Below are 22,665 nucleotides of genomic sequence, written 5' to 3'. Positions count from 1 at the left end.
ACTCCGCTTTATCGATAAGTACCGATATAAGGCATTTGGTTATCCGATACAAAGCCTGCGCAGCACCAATGGTTCACGCTTTGCCAAATGTGGGGAAAGTTCTTCCCAGAAACTCAAGCGCAGCAGCCTTGAACTTGGTGTCGCCTGTCGCCCGCATGTGATCCCGGCGCGGGATCACGAAAGCCTCACCGTGCGGCAAAAGCTCGGCCAGCGGTTGGGGTGGACCAGCCATCTCGTCCGCTTCACCCACTGCCACAAGCACCGGTACTTCTATGCGGCGCACATCGGCACGCGCCATGGGCTGGCGGGACGTTTCCATGCAGGCCGCCAGCGCTTCGCGGTCCGAACCAGTATGATCCGCAAAAATCCTGAACTGCCGTGCCGTTGGATGCGTCAGGTCTGAAAGGCGCGGCGCTCGCAGCCCTGCGATGATGTCATTGCCATCCGTAAGACCATTGACAAGGTTCATTCCCATTCCACCGAAGATCGCGGCAGCAACGCGTTCTGGATAGTGGAACGACAAGAAAGCCGCGACCCTGGCACCCATGGAATAGCCGAGCACGGCGACCCGTTCCTCCCCCAGATGATCGAGAAGAGCGATGCAATCCTCCATCATCCGCTCGGGATAATAAGCGTCCGGCTCATGCGGTTTGTCGGACTGGCCATGCCCCCGGTGGTCGAACGTGACAGCGCGATAGCCGGCACCGACCAGAGCTTCGACCCATCCCGTCTCGATCCAGTTCACCTTGCCGCTTGATGCAAAGCCGTGAATGCAAAGGACGACCGGTCCCTCTCCTGCGCTTTCATAAGCGAGCGAGTATCCAGCAGATTGGAACATAGGCATGGCGTTTCCTTCTATCGACCACGTCTTTACCGTCACAAACTGCTTCTATCCAGTGTCGCGGACCCAGCCACAGCGTCATCGCCTGACGACACAACTCTTTCCTTCGCGCCCCCACTTGGCTATTGTCCGTCGCAAAATACCGACCCCACAGGTTTGACTATGGCACACGGCTCCACGCCCCATTTCCACAACACTGAAGGCCTCCGCAGCATCGAGGTTGGCTCCAAGGAATTTCAGTGCGTCGGCGCCTTGCCCCCGTTTGATCATCCGCATATCTTCATCGATATGGGCAAGGATAGCGAAGCTGTCTGCCCCTACTGCTCGACGCTCTATGTCTATAATGGCGAATTGGGCGACGGGAACGCCAAGCCCGCCAGCGCCATCTTCAAGGCACGTGCTGCCTGAGTAGCACCATGCCCGCCACGGGCCAGACCTATATCATCGCAGGAGCCGGCATCTCCGGCCTTACACTGTCGCTGACGCTTGCAAAGTTCGGCGCCACCGTCGTCGTGCTCGAGCGCAACGAGACGGTGCAGGAAGCGGGAGCTGGACTACAGATCAGCCCAAATGCACGTCGTGTTCTGGACCGGCTCGGTCTCTCCCTGCCAGTCGAACAGTTCGCGCTTGAGCCGCGCGCACTCGATACCTATCGGCGTGATGAAGCCACACCGTTCTTCTCCATGGAGTTCGGGCCGATCATGGAAGAGCGCTTCGGGGCACCCTATGCGGTCATGCACCGCGCCGATCTTGCCGACGCGCTCTACAAGGCCAGCCGGCGCTTCGCAAATATCGACATCATGTTTGGCGTCCGCCGCTGGGATGTTGTCTCTCACGCACGCGGCGTCACCGTTTCCATTGACGAAGCGAACGGGCAGGCACGCACCACGCGTGCCAATGCCTTTATCGGTGCCGATGGCGTACACTCACAAACACGGCGCGAAGCGCTTGGCGGGGCTGATGCTCATTTCGAAGGGCGAGTCGCATGGCGAACCCTTGTTCCCGCTGATTCCGTTGCCGGCCACATAGCCAGTGACAGCGTCTCGGTTTTCTTCGGCGCTGGCCACCATCTGGTCGCCTATCCGCTACCCCACCGTCGGCAGGTCAATCTGGCCCTGTTTCTTCCGGGAGGGCCGGATCCTGACCCTGCTCGCCCGAGCCTTCAAGGCAAAGGTGCACTGGGTGCGATCCTCGCCGCCGCCGGTTCGAGCTGGACGCCTTGGCCGCTCTACACTGTCCAGACCAAGACCTGGCACCGCGGCAATATCGGCCTTGTCGGCGATGCCGCGCATGCCATGGTGCCGTTCCAGGCGCAGGGCGCAGCCATGGGCATAGAGGATGCCGCGGTTCTCGGGCCACTGTTGATCGAAGGCGGCGAACCCGAATCGGCTTTTGCGCGTTACGCGGCCATGCGACAGGATCGTGTGGAGCGTGTCGCGAAGCTTTCGGCCAGCAATGGCCGCATTTTCCATATGAGGTGGCCCATGTCGCTCGCGCGGGATAGGGTCATGCAGTTTCAGGGACCCCGAGCCCATCTTGACCGGCTCGGCTGGATCTACGGCCACGACGCCGGTCTGGGAGACTTCGTGCAATAGGTCATCGGCCTTGCTTTGCGGCAGCAGCCCGTGTCAATTGCGCGAACAAGGGCCAAGTCGTTGAAAGGGAACGGATTACCGCATGCAAGCAGCGACACGCTCCCGACTGACCCTTGCCTGCATCCTGCTTACCATTCTGATCGACATGATCGGCGTTGGCATCATCGTACCTGTCCTGCCGGAGCTGCTCGAGGAGTTGACCGGGGGCAGTGTCGCCAACGCTGCGGTTATCGGCGGCTATCTGGTTTTCGCCTATGCCTTGATGCAGTTTGTGTTTTCGCCCGTGCTAGGCAATCTGTCGGACCGCTTCGGCAGGCGACCCGTTCTCCTGGCCTCGCTCCTTGGGCTGACCTTCGACTACCTGATGATGTCGATCGCCCCCTTTGTCTGGTATCTCTTCATCGGCCGCATCATCGCCGGGATCGCCGGTGCGGCTCTGGCCACAGCGACCGCCTATATGGCCGATATTACTCCGCCCCATAAGCGCACACATCGCTTTGGACTCATCGGCGCCGCTTTCGGCCTTGGCTTCATCATCGGACCCGTGATTGGCGGCGAACTGGGCGAGATTGGGCCTCGGGTGCCGTTTTACGCGGCCGCAGGCTTGGCCTTTGCCAATTTCCTTTTCGGCCTCCTTGTCTTGCCCGAGAGCCTGCCCAAGGCCAACCGCCGCAAGTTCAACATCAAGCGCGCTAATCCGCTGGGCGCCGTGATGGCGCTGCGGCAATATCCGTCCGTGCTCTGGCTACTGGCCGTGCTGTTCTTCCTCCAGCTCGCTACCCAGGCCCTGCCGACGATCTTCAGCTATTTCACGGTGGAGGTGTTCAATTTCACGTCCTCGACGATCGGACGTACTCTGGGCGCCTTCGGCATCGGCTTCGCCTTCAGCCAGGCAGTTCTGGCCGGGCCCTTCTCAAAAGGCATGGGCGAGCCAGCCGTCGGCATCATCGGCCTCTTGGCCGCAGCAGCGGCTTTTGCCGGCATAGCTTTCTCCGCTGATATCTATCAGCTCTATCTCTTTATTGCGATTGGCACCGTAAGCGGCCTCGCCCCGCCGGCAATCAACGGTGTTCTTTCCCGTCAGGTCCCCGACAACAGCCAGGGTGAATTGCAAGGTGCAGTCAATGCAGCCAGCTCGCTCGCGACCATCATCGGTCCGCTCGCTGCGACCCAGATTTTTTCCTATTACACCGCTGCGCCCGAAACTGGTCACTACTTTCCCGGCGCCCCGTTCATTGCCTGCAGCATCGCAGTGGCGGTCGCGCTGCTTCTCTTCGGCATAGCGGCCTGGCGCTTCGAGCTGTCGCACCGGCCAAGCGTTGCCGACCATCCCCATGTGCCGGATCTGCCGCCGCCGGGACAGTTGCGTGTCGCCCCCATCGAGGACGAAAATGGCAATCAGACCCGCAGGTGAGTTGGACAAGCCTGCAATTCTCCCCATCATCGCGCCAGTCCTGAGCGCTGGGGAAACTTACGCCGTAGAAACCGATCTCACCGAAGCGGAAATGCTCGGCTACTGGTTCATGCCTGCACACGAGGTCTTCGTGTTTGAAGCCGAAGGCGAGGTGCTAGGCACCTACTATTTGATGGCCAATCAAGGCGGAAACGGCGCCCATGTTAGCAACTGCGGCTACATGGTCTCAGCCACTGCCCAAGGTCGTGGCGTAGCGGCCGCTATGTGCGAGCACTCGCAAACGCGCGCTCGGGAACGCGGCTTCCGTGCCATGCAGTTCAACCACGTCGTTTCAACCAACACGCGCGCCGTAGCACTCTGGCAGAAACTCGGCTTCGACATCGTTGGCACACTGCCGAAAGCATTCCGGCATCCACTTCATGGATTCGTCGACAGCTACGTGATGTTCAAGTCTCTTACCTAGCTCGCGCCTGCCGTCGCGCGCCACCGACCGCCAGCAAAAAGCCCCGCCGAAGCGGGGCTTTTCAAATTCTATGCGACTGCTCTCACTTGCCCAGCGTCGACGGCCAGGTGCCATGCAAATCCGAGCCACGCCCTTCGATCTCGAAGCCATGAGCGCCGAAGAAATCGCGCTGACCCTGGATCAGGTTCGCCGTGCCCTGGCCCTGACGATAGCTGTCGAAATAGCTCAGCGCAGCCGAAAGGCAGATCATCGGGAATTCGCCCGTGGCAGCGGCAGCCACCACTTTGCGTAGGCTCAGATGGCTGTCCTTCATGATCGCGACGAAATCAGGCACAACCAGAAGGTTGACGGCTTCGCCCTTTTCATAGGCGCTCGACATCTGGTCGAGGAAGCGCGAGCGGATGATGCAGCCAGCGCGCCAGATCTTGGCGATCGTGGCGAGCGGCAGGGCCCAGCCGTTCTCTTCGGACGCCTTGGCGATCACCGCAAAGCCCTGCGCATAGGAAACGATCTTGCCGGCCAGAAGAGCCTTTTCGAGATCTTCCAGTGTCACGTCGGTCTTGGCGCGGTTGGGCTTGCCATAGATCGCTTCGGCTGCGACCCGTTCGTCTTTACGCGATGAGATCGACCGCGCTGCTACGGCGCCTTCGATTGCCGTTGCCGGCACACCCATTTGCTGCGCCACAATAGCCGACCAGACGCCAGTGCCCTTCTGCCCGGCCTTGTCGAGGATCAGCTCGACCAGAGGCTTGCCGGTCTGATCATCGACGGCATCCAGCACGTGGCCGGTAATCTCGATCAGATAGGAATTGAGCGGACCCTGGTTCCACTTCTTGAAGACCTCGGCACATTCCTTGGCAGACATGCCAAGGCCATCGCGCATCACGCCATAAACCTCGGCGATCATCTGCATGTCGCCATATTCGATGCCGTTGTGGATGGTCTTGACGAAGTGCCCTGCCCCGCCTTCCCCGAGATAGGCGCAGCAGCTTTCACCGTTGAACTGAGCTGCGATGGCGGTCAGCACCGCCTCGGCATTATGCCACTGGTCCTTGGAACCGCCGACCATGATCGAGGGGCCATGACGCGCGCCTTCCTCACCACCGGATACACCGACGCCGAGATAACCGATATTCTTAGGCTTGAGATAATCGAAGCGGCGCTGCGTGTCGGTGAAAAGCGAATTGCCGCATTCGATGATGGCATCGCCTGGCTCGAGGTGCGGCAGCAACTGCTCGATCATGTCGTCGACTGGCTTGCCAGCCTTGACCATGATGATAATCGAGCGCGGCGCTTTCACCGTTTGCACGAAGTCGGCAAGATCATATTTGGGGATCGTGTTCTGCTCGAGCCCCTGCGCCTTGGCTTCAGCAGTGAATTCATCGATACGGCTGGCCGAACGATTATGAACGGCAACGGTATAGCCCTTTTCCGCAATGTTCAGCGCAAGGTTCGAACCCATCACCGCAAGGCCGATAAGGCCGATATCCGCTGTTGCCATCAAGCTGTCCTTCCAAGGTCTTCATCGCCATTAGCGCAATTTCCGCCATGCGCAGGGTGCATAGCATTCGGCGGCGAGAATGACCACAAAGCGGAATGTGATGAAAGGGCGGATCGTGCAAATTTCGACCATTTCACCATTCTTGTATGGAAGTTTGGCGCTTCGGCTTACACTCTGTTGATCATCCCACCCGCGTCACGAGGACTCGCACATGCCAGATTTGTCTTCCTTCGATCTTACCGGGAAACGCGCCCTCGTCACCGGCTCAAGCCGAGGCCTCGGCTTTGCCATGGCTAAAGCGCTTGCGCAGGCCGGTGCGTCCCTCGTTCTTAACGGCCGGGACCCGGTGGCTCTCGGCTCAGCAGCGGCAGACATTGCGGAGATCGGTAACGAAGTCTCTGCGCTGGCCTTCGACGTCACGAGCCACGACTCCGTCGTTGAAGCGGTCGAGCACTGCGAAACAGCAATCGGGCCGCTCGACATTCTCGTCAACAATGCGGGCATGCAGATCCGCGGACCTCTTGAGACTTTCGATCACGAGCATTTCGAAAAGATCATGTCCACTCATGTCACAGCGACCTTTTCCGTCAGCCAGGCGGTTGCGCAAGCGATGATCGCCCGCAGGCGCGGCAAGATCATCAATATTTGCTCCATCCTGACAGATGTGGCGCGGCCCACCGCAGCCCCCTATGGCGCCGCCAAGGCAGCTATAGCCAACCTGACCCGCGGCATGGCCGCAGATTGGGCGTCCAAGGGGCTCCACATCAACGCCATCGCTCCCGGTTATTTCCGGACCGACCTCAATACCACCCTGATGACCGATCCGGATTTCAATAGCTGGGTCGAGAAGAGGACCCCGATGGGCCGCTGGGGCGAGGTTGAGGAACTGGGCCCTGCTGCAGTATTTCTGGCCTCAGACGCATCCAGTTTTGTTAACGGACACATTCTCTATGTCGATGGCGCCTTCACAGCAGTTGTTTGAACCCGCCCGTATCATCATCGTCATGGGCGTCAGCTCTTCGGGAAAGTCGACGGTGGGAGCCGCACTCGGCCGCGCGCTTCACGCGCCATTTCTCGACGGCGACCGGTACCATCCGGAAGCCAATGTCGAAAAGATGCGCGCTGGCATCCCGCTCACGGACGAGGACCGTTGGCCCTGGCTCGAAGCCTTAACAGGTGCGCTCAAGGAAGCCGCTGATAAAAAGAAGGGCGTTGCAGTCGGTGCATGTTCGGCGCTCAGGAAATCCTATCGCGATTTCATCACCGAAACGGCGGGAGAACCAGTGCTGTTCGTTTATCTCGACGGCAGCCGCGAGGTGATCGGCGCGCGCATGGCTGCGCGTCGCCACGAATACATGCCCACAAGTCTCCTCGACAGCCAGTTCGCAACGCTCGAAGTGCCCGATCCGCACACAGAGAACGTGCTGGTGGTGCCAGTCACCGATGCCGTCAATCGCATCGTCACGACTGTCACGGCTTCGCTATCGCATCTCAAGAGCTTCAAGCGCTGGCAGTGAGAACTCAAGGAAGATGGCAGAGAGTTGCCCCCCTGCCCTGAAATTCATTACTGGGCAGCGTATCCGCCATCCACGAGATGGTAGGAGCCGGTGATGAAAGACGCAGCATCGGAAAGGAGGAACAGCGTCAGTGCCGCCACCTCGTCGGATTTCCCGAGGCGTCCCACTGGATGCAGGCTGCGCAGCCCGTTCAGCGTCTCTTCCGGGGTTGCAGTGCTAAGCAGCGGCGTCTCGATGAAGCCCGGGCCCACGGCGGTTACGCGGATGCGATCCTTGGCGTAGTCGATGGCTGCAGCTTTGGTGAGCCCCACGACCCCGTGCTTGGCGCTCACATAAGCTGGTGCATTGGCGAAGCCGTTCGTGCCGAGAATGGAGGCCATGTTGACGATGGCACCACCGCCCGCCTTTAGCATAGCGGCGATCTCGTACTTCATGGAGTAGAAGACGGAATTGAGATTGACGTCGATGACCTTGTGCCAATCCTCGAAGGAGTAGTCACCGGCCTTCGCGGCCTTCCCGCCAATGCCTGCATTGTTGACGGCCAGATGCAGTGCGCCAAAGGTGTCTGTGGTGAACTGGACGGCCTTCTCGACCTCTTCCATCTTGGAAACATCGACGGCCACCGCTGCGGCTTCCCCGCCATCGCTCTTGATTGCGTCCACGACCTTCTGCGCGGCATCAAGCTTGAGGTCGGCCACAACGACCTTGGCACCGCGCGCAGCCAACTGCCGCACGACGGCTTCGCCGATGCCCGAAGCCCCACCGGTCACGAAGGCAACCTTGCCTGCAAAGTCTTGTGTCATCGCTTTTCTCCTTTATCTCCATTCGAGATATGCCCCCGCGGACAGGAAACAACCATGACCCAGGTCAATTCGCCTGAACGCAGTGTTCACATCTCAGGCGGAATGCCGGGATTGCGCGACAGCGAGGCATTGGCATAGCGGTCATCTGCGGTCACCTCCCGCCCCAGCCATGTGGGTAGGACGACCTCGTCCTCCGCTGTTTCCATCTCCACCTCTGCGATCACCAGCCCGTCGTGGAGGCCTTCGAAGACGTCTACTTCCCACACGTGATTTCCATGTGGTACGCGGTGACGTCGCTTCTCCACCGTGTTCGGGTCTGCCATCTGCATGAGCGCGCGGGCATCCTCGAGCGGCACCTCATATTCGAACTCAGCGCGCACGAGCCCGGTGGCTGGACCTTTCAGCGTCAGTACGGCTCGCTTGTCATCGAAGATTCGGATGCGCACGGTGGCTTTGGCACTCGTCGACAGATAGCCCTGCTGCAGGCGCGCCGAGCTTTGAACAGCATTCTGCCAGTCCTCGTTGGCGACAAGGAATTTGCGCTCGATTTCCTGGCCCATCAGTCTTTCTCCGGCAGCAGTTGCCAGAAGTGCCGCAACCGCGTTGTCAATTGCTCAGCGGTCTCAACGTTCAATTGCTGTCCAAGAACCAAGGCGCGATCGCCCAGCGCCTCCTGCTCAGCCCGTAGTCCATCAAGGATCGGCGGCGCAGCATTCGGTACAAGCCGATCGATGGTTTCCAGCAGCACGTGGAGATTGTGGTGATCGCCCAGCAGTTCTCCGAGCGTATCGAGATTGCTGCGCCGTCCGCCAAGCACATCCGGCGCACTTTCCCGCAGCAGGCTGATGTGAAACCAGTGGTATTTGCTGTCCTTGCGCCAATCGTGGAAGTCTTCGGGTCTTCCGGACTTCCGCGCCGTCTTCATCCTCTTGCGCATCCGGTCATAGGTGGCCGAAAGGCCCGGCTCGATGAGATCAAAATCATCGCCCTTGAGCGACCAGTCCTCTATCCGAGGCAACACCTCTTCCATTGCCCCGGCAAAGTCGGCGAGCACCTGAGCGCGATTGAGACCTGCCGCGACGGAGGCTGCATTCTTTTCCAGCGCTTCTGCGAGCCGCGCCTTGTCTGCATCGGCGATGGGAGAAGCCCAGCTCTGGCTCATGGCCTCCCTTAATGTTTCCACCATCACCGCCGCGTCACGCGCCGGCGAAAGTGCTGCAGCGGCATTGCGAAAGTGTGCATTTTCACGATCGAACTCGCTGAACCTGGGGCGAACGATGCGCAAAAGCCCGCGCACCTTCTTGCAACGGCGCCGCAGGTCATGAACTGTCTTGTCGAAGTCTCCTCCCGCCCTTGCGAGCGCGAGGCCGCTTTCGACCTGATCCCGTGCGATCTTGCGAACCTGTTTCGCCGCATTGCCCCGGCGTTCGAAGCTATAGGCCATGGAAATCCTTAGAACGAGAACTGCATTTGTCCTGGGGCCGCTCCCAGGGTGAAGATTTGCAACGCCAGCATGACGCCCTTGGTTGCCGCCCCACTCGGCGCCGATCATCATGGCATCCTAAGCCTGTCGCCGCTCCGCTCCAAGACAGCGAAGGCTTGGTGAATGCGGTCAGTCTCTGCTAGAGGGCGTGCATGCCCGGACCGATGCCCACTCTCCTCAACTATTCTCCCCCGATGGACCCATATCTCGACGTTTTGCACGTCGATGAGGACATCCTTGTGGTCAACAAGCAGAGCGGGCTCCTGAGCGTTCCTGGCAAAGATCCGAGTCTCTGGGACTGCATCGAGTATCGCGCACACCAAACCTGGCCCACCGCGGGCATGTGCCATCGCCTCGACAAGGATACGTCCGGGGTCATGGTTATGGCGCTCAACAAGCGCGCGCATGGCCGGATCGGCAGTCAGTTCGAGCATCGACAGACCACGAAAAGCTATATCGCACGCGTTTCGGGTTTGGTCGCGGACGACCGGGGCACCATCGATCTTCCGCTCGCAACCGACTGGGAAAACAAGCCGCGGCAACGCGTCGATTACGAGAACGGCCGTCATGCCCTGACTGATTGGGAAGTGATCGAGCGGGAGGCGTATGCTACCAGGGTCAAGCTCGTGCCGCGCACCGGCCGCACCCATCAGTTACGCGTTCACATGAAGGCGCTTGGCCATGTCATCCTGGGTGACGCTTTCTACGCTGAAGGTGCGGATCTGGTGGCTGCCGACCGTCTACAGCTTCACGCCGCTGAACTTGGCTTCACCCATCCCACAAGCGGCGAATTCATGACCTTCGTCGCTCCAACTCCATTTTGAGCTTGTCCCCTGGTCCATCTGACCAGTGTGGAAAGACGATTATTCGTCTTCGAAACGCACCTCGATTCGCTGGAAGATGCTGCCTTCCTTCATCGTATCGAGCCATCGCCAGAATGCCGCGACATCGGCAAAGCCCGCCCGCTGGGCGTCAAACTCGGTAACATCATCCGGCGTCATATCGGTGACGGAAATGATCGAGAGCTGACCCAGCTTGGTCTTGAGCGTGCCGCCTGATTTCACGGTCGGCCGGTTCCACCTGCGGAAAACCACATCGACCTTGCCCGCCTTTATCTCCTCGAGAAGCGAAAGCTTGAGCAGCATCAGTCGAGCACCGCAGTCGCCGTCATCTCGATGCGCAGCCCGTTGGCCAGCAATTCCTTGACGACCACAGTGGCGCGAACCGGAAAAGGTTGCGCGGTGAAGAACTCGCGGTAGACCGCGTTCATGCCCGGCGCGTCGGCACTATCCACCAGAAAGATCTGCACCATCGCAAGGTTGGCGAGCGTACCACCCGCCGCTTTGACGCCGATCTCAAGGTTCTGGATACACCGGCGCGTCTGCGCTTCGATACCACCGTCGACGATCTCGCCAGTACGAGGGTCTTCCGCGATCGCCACCAGCCAGACATGCTTGCCTGCACGCACGGCGTCATTGATGGGTGCGGAGGATGGCGCAATGCCCGTTTCAATTCGTTCGATCATTTGTCCTCCAGAACGAGAATCGCAGCAGCACAATTGTCATGCGCATCGCCTTGTGACAAACACGGGCAGCCGAGCCAAGCGGGCGTGGTGAAACTGGTAGACACAAGGGACTTAAAATCCCTCGGCTATGCCGTACGGGTTCGATTCCCGTCGCCCGCACCAGCATCTTCAATCCAGCGGCCACTCAACACCCGCAGTTCGAGAGCGTCATGAAACCCTGGGTCCAACTTGATAGCGCCACTGTTCCCGGCGATACGACGCAGTTGCGGCTGATGCAGCGGGATCAGGAATTTTCCATCATGCTTGGCACGAACGAGCTGATGAACAGCCGGCTCAGCGGCTCGGAAGAAGCACTGGCAACCTTGACTGCCGAACGGATCGGCGCGCGTAAGAAAGCGCGTATACTGATCGGCGGGCTGGGGATGGGCTTCACCCTGCGCGCTGCGCTCAAGTGCTTTGCGGCCGACGCCGAGATCGTCGTGGCTGAACTCGTGCCCGAGGTCATCGCCTGGGCCCGTGGCCCTCTTGCCCCTGTGTTCGGCAGCAGTCTACATGATCCGCGCGTCAGCCTTTTGAACGCCGACGTAGGGAAGGTCATCTCCGATGCGCGCCAGGAGTTCGACGCCATTCTTCTAGATGTCGACAATGGACCGGACGGTGTGAGCCGCGAGCAAAATGATGCGCTCTACGGGCTCGAGGCGCTGCGGCGTTCTTGGTCGGGGCTCAAGGCAGGAGGGGTGCTGTCAGTCTGGTCGGCCCATCCGAGCGCACAATTCACCAAGCGGTTGGCAGGCGCCGGCTTCAAACCAGAAGAAATCGGCGTCCGTGCTCGCGCGGGAGGCCGTGGTGCCCGGCACACCACCTGGGTGGCAACGAAGCGCGCCTGAACTGGCCAGATCGGAAGCTCATCCGGCCGCTGCCTCCGCCAGTAGCGGAAGCAGCTTAAGCAAAAGGCTCAGTCGGTGCCGCCCGAAATGGGAGCGACATAGGCGACGTCGAGATCCCATGGGAAGAAAATCCATGTGTCCTGGCTGACCTCGGTAATGAACGTATCCACCATTTCCCGCCCCTTGGGCTTGGCGTAGACGGTAGCAAAATGCGCACCCGGCAGCATCTCGCGGACAACGCGCGCGGTATTGCCGGTATCCACCAGATCGTCGACGATCAGGATCTTGCCGCCCTGCTTCGCCAGTTCGAAAACAGGCTGACTGATCTCCTTGAGGATTTTGATACCGCTCTGATTCTGGTGGTCATAGCTCTTGGCCGCCACCGTTTCCACGGTACGGATATTGAGTTCGCGGGCCACAATGGCTGCGGGTACGAGCCCACCGCGCGCGATCGCGACCACCGCATCGAACGGGCCGAGGCTGGCAAGGCGCCACGCCAGCGCGCGGCTGTCGCGATGAAACTGATCCCAAGTGACGGGAAACGACTTCTGATTGGGATTGCTCAACGCTTGCATCTCCGGAATTGGCGCCCAGCGCCTCTCGATCTCGATTTGCCACCGTCCTTAGCAAAGTAGGACGCATCCGCCAATCATTCCCCGTCAGGTGGCGTCACGCCGGCCTTTTGATGTGCTGCCGCAACGAGATGACGGAGCTTTTCCGCAGCCTCTGCGAGCCTGGATTCATCTGATGATCGCAACACCAGTTCGGTCATCACGCGATCTTTGCCCATCTGGGGATAAGATCCCATTTTGACGTCAGGGTATTCGGCCTGCAACTGTGCGAGCGGCCCGCCTAGAGTGCCTTCGCCCACCGCGGCCTTGACCACAACCGATTGCACCCTTTTGCTGCCCTTCAGGGTCGGTGCCAACGCCTCGAGCATGGCGCGCATGATCACTGGCACACCCGCCATAACATGCACATTGCCAATGCGGAAACCTGGTGCCGCGCTGACTGAATTGACGATAAGATCGGCGCCGACGGGAATGCGCGCCATGCGCAACCGCGCCTCGTTCACTTCGGTCCCGGTCTCCTTCCAGCGCGCCTCGAGCATGGCGCGTGCCTGGTCGTTGATGGGCAGCGCCACGCCAAAAGCCCTCGCCACGGCATCTGCGGTGATGTCGTCATGCGTCGGTCCGATGCCGCCCGTGGTGAAGACATAGGTATAGCGCTGGCGCAGTGCGTTGATGGCGTCGATGATCGATTCTTCGACATCGCTGACCACGCGCACTTCGGTCAGGTCGATCCCGAGATCGGTGCAAAAATCGGCGACCGCGCCGATATTGACGTCCTTGGTCCGGCCGGAGAGAATTTCGTCACCGATCACCAGGAGACCGGCAGTCACGCGCGTTTCGGTTGTCATAGGGGCTTTCCGCTGCTTTCGGCACACAGCAATGCAACCGCCCTTCCCCCGCGTCAAGCAGCGCTGCAAGGCTCTTTCATTCAGGCCGGCAACTGACTAGGTTTACCACTGGTTCGGAGTTCTCAATGATTACCTATGTCGAAGCACAGCCCAAGTCTCGTCGCACCCCGGGCGTCATTCCGCTCCACGGGGCGGAAGGCTTTGAAGGCATGCGCAAGGCCAGTGCGCTGACCGCGCAAGCGCTCGATATTCTCTTCGACTTCGTCGAACCCGGCGTCCCCACGGCCAAGCTCGACCAGATCGCTTACGAATTTGCCCGTGACAACGGCGCCGTACCGGCGACGCTCTTCTACAAGGGCTATCGGCACTCGATCTGTACATCGATCAATCATGTTGTCTGCCACGGCATTCCCGACGACCGCGGTCTGCGCGAGGGCGACATCGTCAATGTCGACCTCACCTTGATCCTTGATGGCTGGTATGGCGACTCGAGCCGCATGTATCCGGTGGGCGAAATCTCGCGCAAGGCCGAACGCCTGATCGAAGTGACCTATGCAAGCCTCGAAGCGGGCCTTGCGGCCGCGCGGCCCGGCAACACCACGGGCGATATCGGCGCCGCGATCCAGGCGGTTGCCGAGGGCGAACGGATGAGTGTCGTCCGCGACTTCGTGGGCCACGGCGTTGGGCGGCTGTTTCACGACGAGCCGAATATCCTTCATTTCGGCACGCCCGGCACCGGCGTGCCGCTCAAGCCGGGCATGATCTTCACCATCGAGCCGATGATTAATCTCGGCAAGCCGCACGTGAAGATCCTTTCCGATGGCTGGACGGCTGTTACGCGGGACCGGACCCTCTCGGCTCAGTGCGAGCACTCGATCGGCATCACTGAAACCGGTAACGAGGTCTTCACCGTTTCTCCCGGCAGCCTTTTCAATCCACTCGAAGCGCGGAAATCCAGGTGAGCGACGGGGCAGACGACAAACCCAAGGGTCTGGCGGAAGCCCCCATGAAGCCGCATTATCTGGGCCACCGCGAACGCGCGCGCGAACGTTTCAACACGGTTGGCGGAGAGGCGCTCGCCGACTACGAGTTGCTCGAGCTGCTGCTCCACATCATTCTGCCGCAACGCGACACCAAGGCTCTCGCCAAGGACCTTCTTGCACATTTTGGATCGATCTCGGAAGTCCTTGGCGCATCACCGCGTCGCCTCGCCGCGATCAAGGGGCTCGGAGACACATCGGTTACCCATCTCAAGGTTATGCAAGCCGTGGCCCAGCGCTATGGCCGCGATCAGATCGATGTCGAAAAGCCCATTCTCTCGTCCTGGTCACAACTGCTCGACTACTGCAAGTCGGCTATGGCCTACGAAAATGTCGAACAGTTCCGCATCCTCTTTCTCGACAAGAAAAATCGCCTGATTGCAGATGAAGTGCAGCAGGTCGGCACAGTCGACCACACGCCGGTCTATCCGCGCGAGGTCATCAGGCGATCGCTCGAACTCTCCGCTTCCGCCTTGATTCTCCTGCACAACCACCCATCGGGCGACCCGACACCATCGGCCGCGGATGTGCGGATGACGCGCGAAATTGCAGACATCGCTCGGCCCATGGGCATCATTCTGCACGATCACATCGTGATCGGGCGCGACGGACATGCCTCGCTCAAGGGCCTCAAACTATTCTGATGGCGTGGCGCGAGCGCTGAACCGGTCGCCGAGCTGGCGCAGATGGCGCAATCCGCGGCGGATCGTTTCGTTGGCCTTGGCCTGCGCGCGAAGCCGTTGGAACTGCTGGTGCAGCGACACCGCGATTTGCCCCCGCAGCGTGCAGCCCACATAGTGCTGGCGCACCGGAATTTGCACATTGCACCAGTGCCGCTTCTCGTCGGTGAAACCCGAACCCATATCGAAGACCCCAATGCCCGCATCGAACACGGTTTGCATTACCCGCAAGAGGCACTGTTTCCCCGGCGAACCAGCCTGAATGGCGGGGTCGGCGCTCATCGAGGAGATCAGGCAAAACATGCGGTGGCCCTCGACGACATTATAGCGCACTGCAACGATCTCCCCATCGAGCCGAAGCACATGCAGCCGGACATCGATACCGGAAGTGGGGCACATCGCCGTTTTGTAGAACTCTATCAGGCGGTCTTCGACAAACGTGTCGCGAATGCCCTGCGCCTTGAACCGCGCCGAACGCTGCCGGAACATGACGTCGATCGCGGCCAGCCCCTGCTCCCGATCGGTGACGAGTTCGAATTCGACTTTGCCTAGCGCATCCAGCCGGTCTCCCTGCTGTCGATCATGCTTGCGCCGGCTGCGGCTGCGCTGGAGCTTGTCGCACTCCTCCCAGGAATTGAACTCGGCACGATAGAGCGTTTCAACTGCCAGAGCCTTGCCCAACTCGGAAAAAAGCGCGCCGTAGCCGGCGATCTCTTCGGGCACAGTGCGCAGATATACCGCATCGGCGTCGCTCAACTGTCCGATCATCGTCGACCAAAGAGAGGCGCGCCCCTCGGGTCCGAGTTCCGAAAGCTTTCGGTAGTCCGAAACCGGCGCATAGGCGCCAACCTGCGAACGCGGAAACCAGGTATAGACGCTGAACCCGAAATAGCGGTGGCAATGAAGCGGCAGAAGCGCGACCGGCTGGCCATCAACCTCGCCAACCACGAAAGCCTTGTTCGCGTGCTCGACGCCGCGATCGGCAATCCAGAGGCGAATGAAATTGTAGCTCTGTCCGGGCGATTCCATTGGCCCAACAGAAAGTATCCGCCAAACCTCCTCAACATCGTCGATGTCGCGGCTCATCCGAGCCGAGAACACATGGCGCGTCTGCGCGATGCCACGATCGGGCGCACCAGTCAGCGCGTCCTCACCGGCAATATCCCGCAATAACGGCTGGCTTTGTGCGTCCGCCAAACCCATTTTCCCTGCCCATTTCCCAGCCAGTGTTGTCCAGGCGGGTAAATTGCGCCTGAAGATCGCAGATCAATTCTCGAGCAAGCTGCGGAAAAGTTAGCAGGGTTAAGAAAGCTCTAGCTCAGCCGAAATTGGCCAGCGCCGGAAAAGTCTCCAAGAACCAGAAGGATATACGCGTGAAATTGCCGGAGATGAACAGCAGACCCGTGATTACGAGGATACCGCCCATTATCTTCTCGACCGTGTGCAGATGCTTCTTGAAGGAATGGAAGAAGGTCAGGAATGGCCCGATGGCAATGCCGGCGAGGAAGAACGGCACCCCCAGCCCGAGCGAATAGAGGCCGAGCAGCGACGCTCCTTCCCAGGCCGTGTCCCGGCTCGCTGCAACCGAAAGGATAGCGGCAAGGACCGGGCCTATACACGGCGTCCAGCCAATCGCAAAGGCAAGCCCCAGGAGGAACGCACCCAAGGGCCCTGAGGCCACGCCGGGCCCGTTATGGCGTATCTGGCGATCGAGAAAGGCAAAGCGATAGACGCCGAGGAAATGCAGCCCCATGCCGATGATCACGACGCCGGCGACGGGCGTAAGGATCGGGAGTAATTGTCGGAATGTCTGGCCGAAGGCGGTTGCAGTGGCGCCGAGTGCCACGAACACCACCGAAAATCCAAGAATAAAGAAAATGGATGTGAAGGCAGCCTTCAGCGTCAGCGTGCCTGGCCCATCCGCCTCCGCCCGCAACTGATCGAAACTCGCCCCGCTCATATAGGTCAAATAGGGCGGGACCAGCGGCAGGACGCATGGGCTGAGAAAGCTCAGGATCCCGGCGCCGATAACCAGAGGCAAGGAAAATTCCACAACAGACGCTCCGTTTGGACCCTGTTTACCGCGCTGGGTGGCGAAGGCAATGTGCCATCCCGTCGCTTCGCGTCCTTGTGAGCCCGATTGAGCGTGACTTCGCCGCAACCCGGGCGTAAGGTCTGCGTGGTCGCTGCCCTTTCCGTGGCTTCAGCGACACAGTCAAATGCCCCTATCAAGAGGTCAAGCTGCGCCACGACACAGAGAGTAGTGTCATGAGTCTGCAAACGCTTTCGACTTTGACTTGTCTTCATTGCGGTACGATCAACACCGTAACCACGTCGGAACTGCCCTTGGGCACCCTGATCGGCTGCTCGCATTGCCGACGCGATTTGGGCCAGTGGTGCGGAGCACAGCTGGGCTTCCAACCTTCCCTGCCCATACCTGCGGCGGTGGTTTCTCAGGCCAAGGGCGACACTGAATTGTCATTCTAGCGACAAGCCGAAGCGGGCTTGAGCAGCCGGCGTCACCGGCCGCCGGCTCTATCTTCCATGATCGCTTTGAGAGTCTGCAAGTCCTTGTTTACAGCCTCGGCGTCGCGTTCGAACGCAGCGTCGTCGAGATCCGGCGTCTGCAGCAGCAGGAAAGAAACCTCGGCCCCATCACCATTGGGCATCACGCGCAACGGCACGTGAACGATCCGGCCATCGACGAAAACGTCATGGTCCAGAACGCCGAACTCGTTGCGCTGGGTGAAACGGATACGAACGGCGGTCCCACCAGCCCCATGCGCTTTCCACTCCAGGCCCTCCCCCTCGAAGCCCGCGCCGAGCCCTGCTGCCCAATGCACCATATTGGCCGGCTCGGCGGCATAAGAATAAACGTCTCGCCAGTTCCGATTGATTGTGACACTTAATGTCCGGCTTTTGAACGTGCTCATATGCATCCTTGCTCAGCATGCGAAGAAGGTCATGTGGAGAGCTATTGCTTGCTCCTTCGGCCTGACTTGCCTATAGCAGCCATGCCCAACTCATAGTCGCACGGCAGAGGTGTTCCTGCATGTCCACGCGCCCCTTTCGCATCGCGCCATCCATCCTGTCCGCAGATTTCTCTAGGCTGGGTGATGAGGTTACTGCGATCGTGGACGCTGGTGCGGACTATATCCATATTGACGTCATGGATGGCCACTTCGTTCCCAATATCAGTTTCGGCGCCCCTGTGATGAAGGCCATCCGGAGCGTGACGGAAAAGATCTTCGACGTCCACCTGATGATCGCGCCGACCGACGCGTACCTAGCCGATTTTGCCAAGGCCGGCGCGGATATCATTACCGTTCATGCCGAGGCCGGACCGCATCTCCACCGTTCGCTCCAAGCTATCCGTGCGCTGGGGAAAAAAGCCGGCGTCGCGCTCAATCCCGCAACGCCTGTTTCAACGATCCAGCATGTCATCGACGATGTCGACCTCGTGCTCGTGATGAGCGTCAATCCTGGCTTCGGTGGACAGAGCTTTATTCCCGATGCTCTCACCAAGATCGCACAGGCGAAGGCCCTTATCGGCCGCCGCGATATCGATCTTGAAGTCGATGGCGGGGTGACCGCCAGCAATGCCCGCGCCATTGTCGATGCGGGCGCAAATGTGCTCGTCGCCGGTTCCGCTGTTTATGGCGGCAACGATCCGAGCACCTATGCCGGCCGCATCGCGGCTATTCGCGATGCCGCTACGCAGCGCATCGCCTGATTCATTCTCCGAACTCTTGAGGCTAAGCTCATGATTCCGCGCTATTCCCGACCTGAAATGGTTGCCAACTGGTCGGCCGAAACCCGCTTTGCCATCTGGTTCGAGATCGAAGCGCATGCAACCAGCAAGCTCGCCGAACTGGGCGTCGTTCCCAAGGAAAGCGCCGACAAGATCTGGGAAGTGATGAACGCGCGCAAGGCCGAGCGAGGCGATTACGGTTTCGATGTCGATCGCATCGACGAGATCGAGCGCACCACCAAGCACGACGTCATCGCCTTCCTGACTCACCTATCCGAGATCGTCGGCCCCGAAGCCCGCTTCGTCCATCAGGGCATGACCTCTTCGGACATTCTCGACACGACGCTTTCGGTTCAGCTCAAGCGTGCGGCCGACCTGCTGCTCGCGGATATCGATGCATTGCTGGCGGCATTGAAACGCCGCGCCCTCGAGCACAAGAACACCATCACCATCGGCCGCAGCCATGGTATCCATGCCGAGCCGACGACCTTTGGCGTCAAGCTCGCCGAGGCCTATGCCGAATTCTCTCGCAATCGCGCCCGCCTCGTGGCTGCACGCGATGAGATTGCCACCTGCGCAATTTCAGGCGCCATCGGCACCTTTGCCAATATCGATCCACAGGTCGAACACCATGTCGCCGAAAAGCTCGGCCTCAGCGTCGAACCTGTCTCGACCCAGGTGATCCCGCGCGATCGTCACGCCATGTTCTTTGCCACACTGGGCGTCATCGCATCATCGATCGAGCGTGTGGCCGTTGAAATCCGTCACCTCCAGCGCACTGAAGTGCTGGAAGCGGAGGAGTATTTCTCGCCTGGCCAGAAGGGCTCGTCGGCCATGCCGCACAAGCGTAACCCGGTGCTGACGGAAAACCTGACGGGCCTTGCCCGCCTGGTTCGCGGCATGGTCACGCCGGCGCTTGAAAACGTCGCGCTTTGGCACGAGCGCGACATCTCGCACTCCTCCGTAGAACGCATGATCGGCCCGGACGCGACTGTTACACTAGATTTCGCGCTGGCTCGCCTGACCGACGTCATCGACAAGCTTGTGGTCTATCCCGAAAACATGCGGAAAAATCTCGACCTGCTCGGTGGCCTCCACAATTCGCAACGCGTCCTCCTGGCCCTGACTCAGGCTGGCTACAGCCGCGAAGACTCCTATGCCGCGGTGCAGCGCAACGCCATGAAGGTGTGGGAACATCGCGGCGATCGGACGGGCCTTTTCGCCCAGAACCTCAAGGACGACGAGGCCGTTACCCTTGATGATGCCCAGATCGACGATATGTTCGACGACGGCTATCACCTCAAGCATGTCGACACGATTTTCTCACGGGTGTTCGGCGAATGAGGATCGCCGAAGCAGATATCCTCATTCTGCCCGGTCTCGGCGGCATCAAGCCGGGCCACTGGCAGACTCGCTGGGCCGAAAAAATGGCGACAGCTGCTATCGTCGAGCAGGCCGAGTGGTGGGAGCCCAATGCCGATGACTGGGTCGACACGATCGATCAGGCCTGCCGGCTGACGATACGGCCGGTCGTGCTGATCGCGCATTCGACTGCGGTTGCGGCGGTTGCGCAGGCGGCGCCGCGCTTGCCGGACAATGTCCGCGGGGCATTTCTCGTCGCACCGACCGATGTGGAACTGAGTGCCGAGGCTCCCGAGGCAACGCACGTCTTCCGTCCAATTGCGCGTGATCCCCTGCCCTTTCCGTCCCTCCTCGTCGCCTCGAGCAACGACCCCTATGTGAGCCTGGAACGGGCTGTCGAATTCGCCAATTGCTGGGGCTCGGATTTTCATCAGGCAGGGGAAGCGGGACACATCAATGTCGAATCCGGGCACGGACCTTGGCCGGAGGGCCTTCTTATGTTCACTCGACTGATGCAGCGGCTATAAAAATGAAGCCGGCGCTTGGCCGGCTTCGAAACGCCTGGATATTCAAGCCGGCTCAGCCTTCGGCTGCGACCTGTTCGTTGGCGACGGCGACAAGCTGGTCCATCTTCTGGCGGATCGCGGCTTCATCGATCGCGACGCCCTTGGCCTTGAGATCGGCCGAGACCTTTTCGAACACATCGCTGTCGCCGGGACGCGCAAAGTCCGCAGCCACCACATCGGCGGCATAGGCATTGGCTTCGTCCCCGCTCAGCCCCAGAAGCTCGGCAGCCCAGATCCCCAACAGCTTGTTGCGTCGGGCTTCTGCCTTGAATTTCTTTTCCGCATCGAAAGCGAACTTGGCTTCCTGGCCCTTCTGCCGGTCTTCGAACTGGCCCATTGAACTCTCCCATTAGCCTTGGTGTCTGCCGCCATTTCGGCGTCCACCCAAGGACATAGGAGCTTAGCCGGCTCAAATCAACGCCGGGGCAATCGATGCGACCTTATGCACGCCAGGATGGTCCAGCATGCTGGAGCGGATGCGAAAAGGCTTGCATTTTGGCTCTGTTCTGGCGCATGAAGCGGCCAAATTATCTCCCCCCAAACGCTCCGGATTCGTGAATGAACCGTCGTCGCAAAATCTATGAGGGCAAGGCCAAGATCCTTTTCGAAGGTCCCGAGCCCGGCACACTGGTTCAGTACTTCAAGGACGATGCCACCGCCGGCAACGGCGCCAAGCATGAAGTGATCGACGGCAAGGGCGTGCTGAACAACCGGATTTCCGAATTCGTGTTCAGCAAGCTCAATTCCATGGGCATTCCGACCCACTTCCTGCGCCGCATCAACATGCGCGAACAGCTGATCAAGGAAGTCGAGATCATCCCGCTCGAAGTGGTTGTGCGCAACTACGCAGCGGGGTCGCTATGCAAGCGCCTCGGCCTCGAGGCCGGAACTCAGCTCCCCCGCTCAATCATCGAGTTCTACTACAAGGACGATGCGCTCAACGACCCCATGGTGTCGGAAGAGCATATCACCGCCTTCGGCTGGGCCACCCCTGCAGAGCTCGACGACATCATGAGCCTTGCCATCCGCGTCAACGACTTCCTGACCGGCCTCTTCATGGGCGTCGGCATCCAGCTCGTCGACTTCAAGATCGAATGTGGGCGCCTTTACGAAGGCGACCTGATGCGCATCGTGCTTGCTGACGAAATCAGCCCCGACAATTGCCGCCTTTGGGACATCAAGACGCGCAACAAGCTCGACAAGGATCGTTTCCGCGAAGATCTCGGCGGTCTCGTCGAAAGCTATCGCGAAGTGGCCCAGCGCCTTGGCATCCTTGTTGAAAATGACAATGCGCTGACCACCGGTCCGCGTCTCGTTCAGTAGTTTGCGGGAAGACACCATGAAGGCGCGCGTTACCGTCACCCTCAAGAATGGCGTTCTTGACCCCCAGGGCCAGGCCATCGAAGGCTCACTGGCCTCTCTTGGCTTTGGCGGCGTCAAGGGCGTGCGTCAGGGCAAGGTTTTCGATCTGGTTCTCGATGGCTCCGATGAGGAAGCTGCGCGGACCCAGCTGACCGGCATGTGTGAAAAGCTGCTTGCCAATACCGTGATCGAAAACTACCAGATCGAAATCTCCAATTAACGCTTTATTGCGATAACTGCTGTCGCGCCGCGTTTGGCGCAGGATCGTGCCATTATGCGTAAGACCCAGATTGCTCTCTCGGTGCTGTTTTTCGCGTCTATCGGTCTGCTGTTCGCAGCCTATGCCTCGGTTCCCGTCTGAGGGGCCTTAGGGCATTCCTTACCAATCCGCCATTTGCTTGCAAGCTGACCCATTGCCTTAACCGGCTGGTGTGCCGCCTGCTCTAGCGTGCTCT

The 22,665-nt window shown here is 60.0% G+C and carries 28 protein-coding genes and 1 tRNA gene; 16 read left to right on the top strand and 13 right to left on the bottom strand.

Annotated features, from left to right (window positions below):
* Positions 1 to 73: 73 nt before the first annotated feature.
* Positions 74 to 844 (bottom strand): alpha/beta fold hydrolase, encoded by a 771-nt coding sequence (locus tag BM364_RS06010; protein ID WP_092422208.1) that lies wholly within the window; start codon positions 842 to 844, stop codon positions 74 to 76.
* A gap of 159 nt (positions 845 to 1,003) precedes the next feature.
* Here BM364_RS06010 and BM364_RS06005 point away from each other — a divergent pair, with 159 nt between their 5' ends.
* The 4 genes from BM364_RS06005 to BM364_RS05990 all read left to right on the top strand — a co-directional run bounded on the left by BM364_RS06005 (position 1,004) and on the right by BM364_RS05990 (position 4,313).
* Positions 1,004 to 1,249 (top strand): zinc-finger domain-containing protein, encoded by a 246-nt coding sequence (locus tag BM364_RS06005; protein ID WP_092422206.1) that lies wholly within the window; start codon positions 1,004 to 1,006, stop codon positions 1,247 to 1,249.
* 8 nt (positions 1,250 to 1,257) lie between these two features.
* Positions 1,258 to 2,436 carry an FAD-dependent monooxygenase gene (locus BM364_RS06000; RefSeq protein WP_092422203.1) on the top strand — a complete coding sequence of 393 codons (1,179 nt, stop codon included), beginning with the start codon at positions 1,258 to 1,260 and terminating at the stop codon, positions 2,434 to 2,436.
* Between the two features lie 82 nt (positions 2,437 to 2,518).
* Positions 2,519 to 3,850 carry a TCR/Tet family MFS transporter gene (locus BM364_RS05995; RefSeq protein WP_092422200.1) on the top strand — a complete coding sequence of 444 codons (1,332 nt, stop codon included), beginning with the start codon at positions 2,519 to 2,521 and terminating at the stop codon, positions 3,848 to 3,850.
* Positions 3,828 to 4,313, top strand: a complete 486-nt coding sequence (locus tag BM364_RS05990; protein WP_092422197.1) for a GNAT family N-acetyltransferase — start codon at positions 3,828 to 3,830, stop codon at positions 4,311 to 4,313. The genes BM364_RS05995 and BM364_RS05990 overlap by 23 nt, the downstream gene beginning before the upstream one ends.
* 82 nt (positions 4,314 to 4,395) lie before the next feature.
* Here BM364_RS05990 and gndA read toward each other — a convergent pair whose 3' ends face one another.
* A complete protein-coding gene (gene gndA / locus BM364_RS05985) occupies positions 4,396 to 5,814 on the bottom strand; it encodes an NADP-dependent phosphogluconate dehydrogenase (protein WP_092422194.1) in 1,419 nt (472 codons plus the stop codon).
* Between the two features lie 211 nt (positions 5,815 to 6,025).
* Between gndA and BM364_RS05980 the strand changes: the two genes are divergently transcribed.
* Both BM364_RS05980 and BM364_RS05975 read left to right on the top strand, forming a co-directional pair.
* Positions 6,026 to 6,796 (top strand): glucose 1-dehydrogenase, encoded by a 771-nt coding sequence (locus tag BM364_RS05980; protein WP_092422191.1) that lies wholly within the window; start codon positions 6,026 to 6,028, stop codon positions 6,794 to 6,796.
* Positions 6,765 to 7,331 carry a gluconokinase gene (locus BM364_RS05975; protein WP_092422188.1) on the top strand — a complete coding sequence of 189 codons (567 nt, stop codon included), beginning with the start codon at positions 6,765 to 6,767 and terminating at the stop codon, positions 7,329 to 7,331. The genes BM364_RS05980 and BM364_RS05975 overlap by 32 nt, the downstream gene beginning before the upstream one ends.
* A 47-nt stretch (positions 7,332 to 7,378) precedes the next feature.
* On the opposite strand, the gene BM364_RS05970 is transcribed toward BM364_RS05975, so the two are convergent.
* From BM364_RS05970 to BM364_RS05960, 3 genes are all read right to left on the bottom strand, one after another.
* Entirely contained in the window at positions 7,379 to 8,134 is a 756-nt protein-coding gene (locus BM364_RS05970) for an SDR family NAD(P)-dependent oxidoreductase (protein WP_092422185.1), read from the bottom strand.
* Positions 8,135 to 8,220: 86 nt separating this feature from the next.
* Entirely contained in the window at positions 8,221 to 8,694 is a 474-nt protein-coding gene (locus tag BM364_RS05965) for a CYTH domain-containing protein (protein WP_092422182.1), read from the bottom strand.
* Positions 8,694 to 9,578 carry a CHAD domain-containing protein gene (locus BM364_RS05960; RefSeq protein WP_175528479.1) on the bottom strand — a complete coding sequence of 295 codons (885 nt, stop codon included), beginning with the start codon at positions 9,576 to 9,578 and terminating at the stop codon, positions 8,694 to 8,696. Before BM364_RS05960 ends, BM364_RS05965 begins: the two co-directional genes overlap by 1 nt.
* 191 nt (positions 9,579 to 9,769) lie before the next feature.
* Here BM364_RS05960 and BM364_RS05955 point away from each other — a divergent pair, with 191 nt between their 5' ends.
* Complete coding sequence (locus tag BM364_RS05955) at positions 9,770 to 10,441, top strand: RluA family pseudouridine synthase (protein ID WP_092422176.1); 672 nt, start codon at positions 9,770 to 9,772, stop codon at positions 10,439 to 10,441.
* Positions 10,442 to 10,480: 39 nt separating this feature from the next.
* Here BM364_RS05955 and BM364_RS05950 read toward each other — a convergent pair whose 3' ends face one another.
* Together BM364_RS05950 and BM364_RS05945 are read right to left on the bottom strand one after the other, a co-directional pair.
* On the bottom strand, positions 10,481 to 10,762 hold the full coding sequence (locus tag BM364_RS05950; protein ID WP_092422173.1) for an ASCH domain-containing protein: 282 nt from the start codon (positions 10,760 to 10,762) through the stop codon (positions 10,481 to 10,483).
* Positions 10,762 to 11,142 carry a RidA family protein gene (locus BM364_RS05945; protein WP_092422170.1) on the bottom strand — a complete coding sequence of 127 codons (381 nt, stop codon included), beginning with the start codon at positions 11,140 to 11,142 and terminating at the stop codon, positions 10,762 to 10,764. Before BM364_RS05945 ends, BM364_RS05950 begins: the two co-directional genes overlap by 1 nt.
* A gap of 78 nt (positions 11,143 to 11,220) precedes the next feature.
* On the opposite strand from BM364_RS05945, the gene BM364_RS05940 reads away from it, so the two are divergent.
* Positions 11,221 to 11,304 (top strand) — tRNA-Leu (locus tag BM364_RS05940).
* 47 nt (positions 11,305 to 11,351) lie between these two features.
* Positions 11,352 to 12,029, top strand: coding sequence for a spermidine synthase (locus BM364_RS05935; protein ID WP_092422167.1), 678 nt, complete (start codon positions 11,352 to 11,354; stop codon positions 12,027 to 12,029).
* A 68-nt stretch (positions 12,030 to 12,097) separates the two neighbouring features.
* Here BM364_RS05935 and gpt read toward each other — a convergent pair whose 3' ends face one another.
* On the bottom strand, positions 12,098 to 12,604 hold the full coding sequence (gene gpt, locus BM364_RS05930) for a xanthine phosphoribosyltransferase (protein WP_092422164.1): 507 nt from the start codon (positions 12,602 to 12,604) through the stop codon (positions 12,098 to 12,100).
* Between the two features lie 74 nt (positions 12,605 to 12,678).
* Positions 12,679 to 13,449, bottom strand: a complete 771-nt coding sequence (locus tag BM364_RS05925) for a competence/damage-inducible protein A (protein WP_092422161.1) — start codon at positions 13,447 to 13,449, stop codon at positions 12,679 to 12,681.
* A 128-nt stretch (positions 13,450 to 13,577) separates the two neighbouring features.
* Between BM364_RS05925 and map the strand changes: the two genes are divergently transcribed.
* Both map and radC read left to right on the top strand, forming a co-directional pair.
* Complete coding sequence (map, locus tag BM364_RS05920; RefSeq protein ID WP_092423933.1) at positions 13,578 to 14,411, top strand: type I methionyl aminopeptidase; 834 nt, start codon at positions 13,578 to 13,580, stop codon at positions 14,409 to 14,411.
* 44 nt (positions 14,412 to 14,455) lie between these two features.
* Entirely contained in the window at positions 14,456 to 15,133 is a 678-nt protein-coding gene (radC, locus tag BM364_RS05915) for a RadC family protein (protein ID WP_092423931.1), read from the top strand.
* Here radC and BM364_RS05910 read toward each other — a convergent pair.
* The 3 genes from BM364_RS05910 to BM364_RS05900 all read right to left on the bottom strand — a co-directional run bounded on the left by BM364_RS05910 (position 15,125) and on the right by BM364_RS05900 (position 18,102).
* Positions 15,125 to 16,366: a GNAT family N-acetyltransferase gene (locus tag BM364_RS05910; protein ID WP_175528478.1), complete on the bottom strand. Its 1,242-nt coding sequence runs from the start codon at positions 16,364 to 16,366 to the stop codon at positions 15,125 to 15,127. The genes radC and BM364_RS05910 overlap by 9 nt on opposite strands.
* Positions 16,367 to 16,487: 121 nt before the next feature.
* Positions 16,488 to 17,210 (bottom strand): cytochrome c biogenesis CcdA family protein, encoded by a 723-nt coding sequence (locus BM364_RS05905; RefSeq protein ID WP_244542782.1) that lies wholly within the window; start codon positions 17,208 to 17,210, stop codon positions 16,488 to 16,490.
* A gap of 478 nt (positions 17,211 to 17,688) precedes the next feature.
* On the bottom strand, positions 17,689 to 18,102 hold the full coding sequence (locus BM364_RS05900; RefSeq protein ID WP_092422153.1) for a hypothetical protein: 414 nt from the start codon (positions 18,100 to 18,102) through the stop codon (positions 17,689 to 17,691).
* 119 nt (positions 18,103 to 18,221) lie between these two features.
* Here BM364_RS05900 and rpe point away from each other — a divergent pair, with 119 nt between their 5' ends.
* Genes rpe through BM364_RS05885 form a run of 3 tightly spaced genes read left to right on the top strand, consistent with a single transcriptional unit; the run spans position 18,222 to position 20,809 of the window.
* Positions 18,222 to 18,902, top strand: a complete 681-nt coding sequence (gene rpe, locus BM364_RS05895) for a ribulose-phosphate 3-epimerase (protein ID WP_092422150.1) — start codon at positions 18,222 to 18,224, stop codon at positions 18,900 to 18,902.
* A 30-nt stretch (positions 18,903 to 18,932) separates the two neighbouring features.
* Complete coding sequence (purB, locus tag BM364_RS05890; RefSeq protein ID WP_092422147.1) at positions 18,933 to 20,264, top strand: adenylosuccinate lyase; 1,332 nt, start codon at positions 18,933 to 18,935, stop codon at positions 20,262 to 20,264.
* Entirely contained in the window at positions 20,261 to 20,809 is a 549-nt protein-coding gene (locus BM364_RS05885) for an RBBP9/YdeN family alpha/beta hydrolase (RefSeq protein ID WP_092422145.1), read from the top strand. The genes purB and BM364_RS05885 overlap by 4 nt, the downstream gene beginning before the upstream one ends.
* A gap of 52 nt (positions 20,810 to 20,861) precedes the next feature.
* On the opposite strand, the gene BM364_RS05880 is transcribed toward BM364_RS05885, so the two are convergent.
* Entirely contained in the window at positions 20,862 to 21,185 is a 324-nt protein-coding gene (locus tag BM364_RS05880; RefSeq protein WP_092422142.1) for a DUF1476 domain-containing protein, read from the bottom strand.
* Positions 21,186 to 21,406: 221 nt separating this feature from the next.
* Between BM364_RS05880 and purC the strand changes: the two genes are divergently transcribed.
* Positions 21,407 to 22,171, top strand: a complete 765-nt coding sequence (purC, locus tag BM364_RS05875) for a phosphoribosylaminoimidazolesuccinocarboxamide synthase (RefSeq protein WP_092422139.1) — start codon at positions 21,407 to 21,409, stop codon at positions 22,169 to 22,171.
* A gap of 16 nt (positions 22,172 to 22,187) precedes the next feature.
* A complete protein-coding gene (gene purS, locus BM364_RS05870; RefSeq protein WP_092422136.1) occupies positions 22,188 to 22,430 on the top strand; it encodes a phosphoribosylformylglycinamidine synthase subunit PurS in 243 nt (80 codons plus the stop codon).
* Positions 22,431 to 22,665 lie beyond the last annotated feature (235 nt).

The organism is Devosia crocina (assembly GCF_900116545.1).
Lineage (GTDB): Bacteria > Pseudomonadota > Alphaproteobacteria > Rhizobiales > Devosiaceae > Devosia > Devosia crocina.
The sequence above is the reverse complement of the archived record's forward strand: the minus strand, read 5'-3'. Positions and strand labels throughout refer to the sequence as shown.

Bases quoted from the DNA above. Each gene is read 5' to 3' on its own strand.
- gndA (WP_092422194.1), bottom strand. From the start codon at position 5,814: ATGGCAACAGCGGATATCGGCCTTATCGGCCTTGCGGTGATGGGTTCG.
- purC (WP_092422139.1), top strand. From the start codon at position 21,407: ATGAACCGTCGTCGCAAAATCTATGAGGGCAAGGCCAAGATCCTTTTC.
- gpt (WP_092422164.1), bottom strand. From the start codon at position 12,604: ATGCAAGCGTTGAGCAATCCCAATCAGAAGTCGTTTCCCGTCACTTGG.
- BM364_RS05995 (WP_092422200.1), top strand. From the start codon at position 2,519: ATGCAAGCAGCGACACGCTCCCGACTGACCCTTGCCTGCATCCTGCTT.
- BM364_RS05900 (WP_092422153.1), bottom strand. From the start codon at position 18,102: ATGAGCACGTTCAAAAGCCGGACATTAAGTGTCACAATCAATCGGAAC.
- BM364_RS05960 (WP_175528479.1), bottom strand. From the start codon at position 9,578: ATGGCCTATAGCTTCGAACGCCGGGGCAATGCGGCGAAACAGGTTCGC.
- BM364_RS05885 (WP_092422145.1), top strand. From the start codon at position 20,261: ATGAGGATCGCCGAAGCAGATATCCTCATTCTGCCCGGTCTCGGCGGC.
- purB (WP_092422147.1), top strand. From the start codon at position 18,933: ATGATTCCGCGCTATTCCCGACCTGAAATGGTTGCCAACTGGTCGGCC.
- BM364_RS05955 (WP_092422176.1), top strand. From the start codon at position 9,770: ATGCCCGGACCGATGCCCACTCTCCTCAACTATTCTCCCCCGATGGAC.
- BM364_RS05925 (WP_092422161.1), bottom strand. From the start codon at position 13,449: ATGACAACCGAAACGCGCGTGACTGCCGGTCTCCTGGTGATCGGTGAC.
- BM364_RS05945 (WP_092422170.1), bottom strand. From the start codon at position 11,142: ATGATCGAACGAATTGAAACGGGCATTGCGCCATCCTCCGCACCCATC.
- BM364_RS05975 (WP_092422188.1), top strand. From the start codon at position 6,765: ATGTCGATGGCGCCTTCACAGCAGTTGTTTGAACCCGCCCGTATCATC.
- BM364_RS06010 (WP_092422208.1), bottom strand. From the start codon at position 844: ATGCCTATGTTCCAATCTGCTGGATACTCGCTCGCTTATGAAAGCGCA.
- BM364_RS05935 (WP_092422167.1), top strand. From the start codon at position 11,352: ATGAAACCCTGGGTCCAACTTGATAGCGCCACTGTTCCCGGCGATACG.
- radC (WP_092423931.1), top strand. From the start codon at position 14,456: ATGAAGCCGCATTATCTGGGCCACCGCGAACGCGCGCGCGAACGTTTC.
- BM364_RS05965 (WP_092422182.1), bottom strand. From the start codon at position 8,694: ATGGGCCAGGAAATCGAGCGCAAATTCCTTGTCGCCAACGAGGACTGG.
- BM364_RS06005 (WP_092422206.1), top strand. From the start codon at position 1,004: ATGGCACACGGCTCCACGCCCCATTTCCACAACACTGAAGGCCTCCGC.
- BM364_RS05950 (WP_092422173.1), bottom strand. From the start codon at position 10,762: ATGCTGCTCAAGCTTTCGCTTCTCGAGGAGATAAAGGCGGGCAAGGTC.
- BM364_RS06000 (WP_092422203.1), top strand. From the start codon at position 1,258: ATGCCCGCCACGGGCCAGACCTATATCATCGCAGGAGCCGGCATCTCC.
- BM364_RS05970 (WP_092422185.1), bottom strand. From the start codon at position 8,134: ATGACACAAGACTTTGCAGGCAAGGTTGCCTTCGTGACCGGTGGGGCT.
- rpe (WP_092422150.1), top strand. From the start codon at position 18,222: ATGTCCACGCGCCCCTTTCGCATCGCGCCATCCATCCTGTCCGCAGAT.
- purS (WP_092422136.1), top strand. From the start codon at position 22,188: ATGAAGGCGCGCGTTACCGTCACCCTCAAGAATGGCGTTCTTGACCCC.
- BM364_RS05880 (WP_092422142.1), bottom strand. From the start codon at position 21,185: ATGGGCCAGTTCGAAGACCGGCAGAAGGGCCAGGAAGCCAAGTTCGCT.
- BM364_RS05990 (WP_092422197.1), top strand. From the start codon at position 3,828: ATGGCAATCAGACCCGCAGGTGAGTTGGACAAGCCTGCAATTCTCCCC.
- BM364_RS05980 (WP_092422191.1), top strand. From the start codon at position 6,026: ATGCCAGATTTGTCTTCCTTCGATCTTACCGGGAAACGCGCCCTCGTC.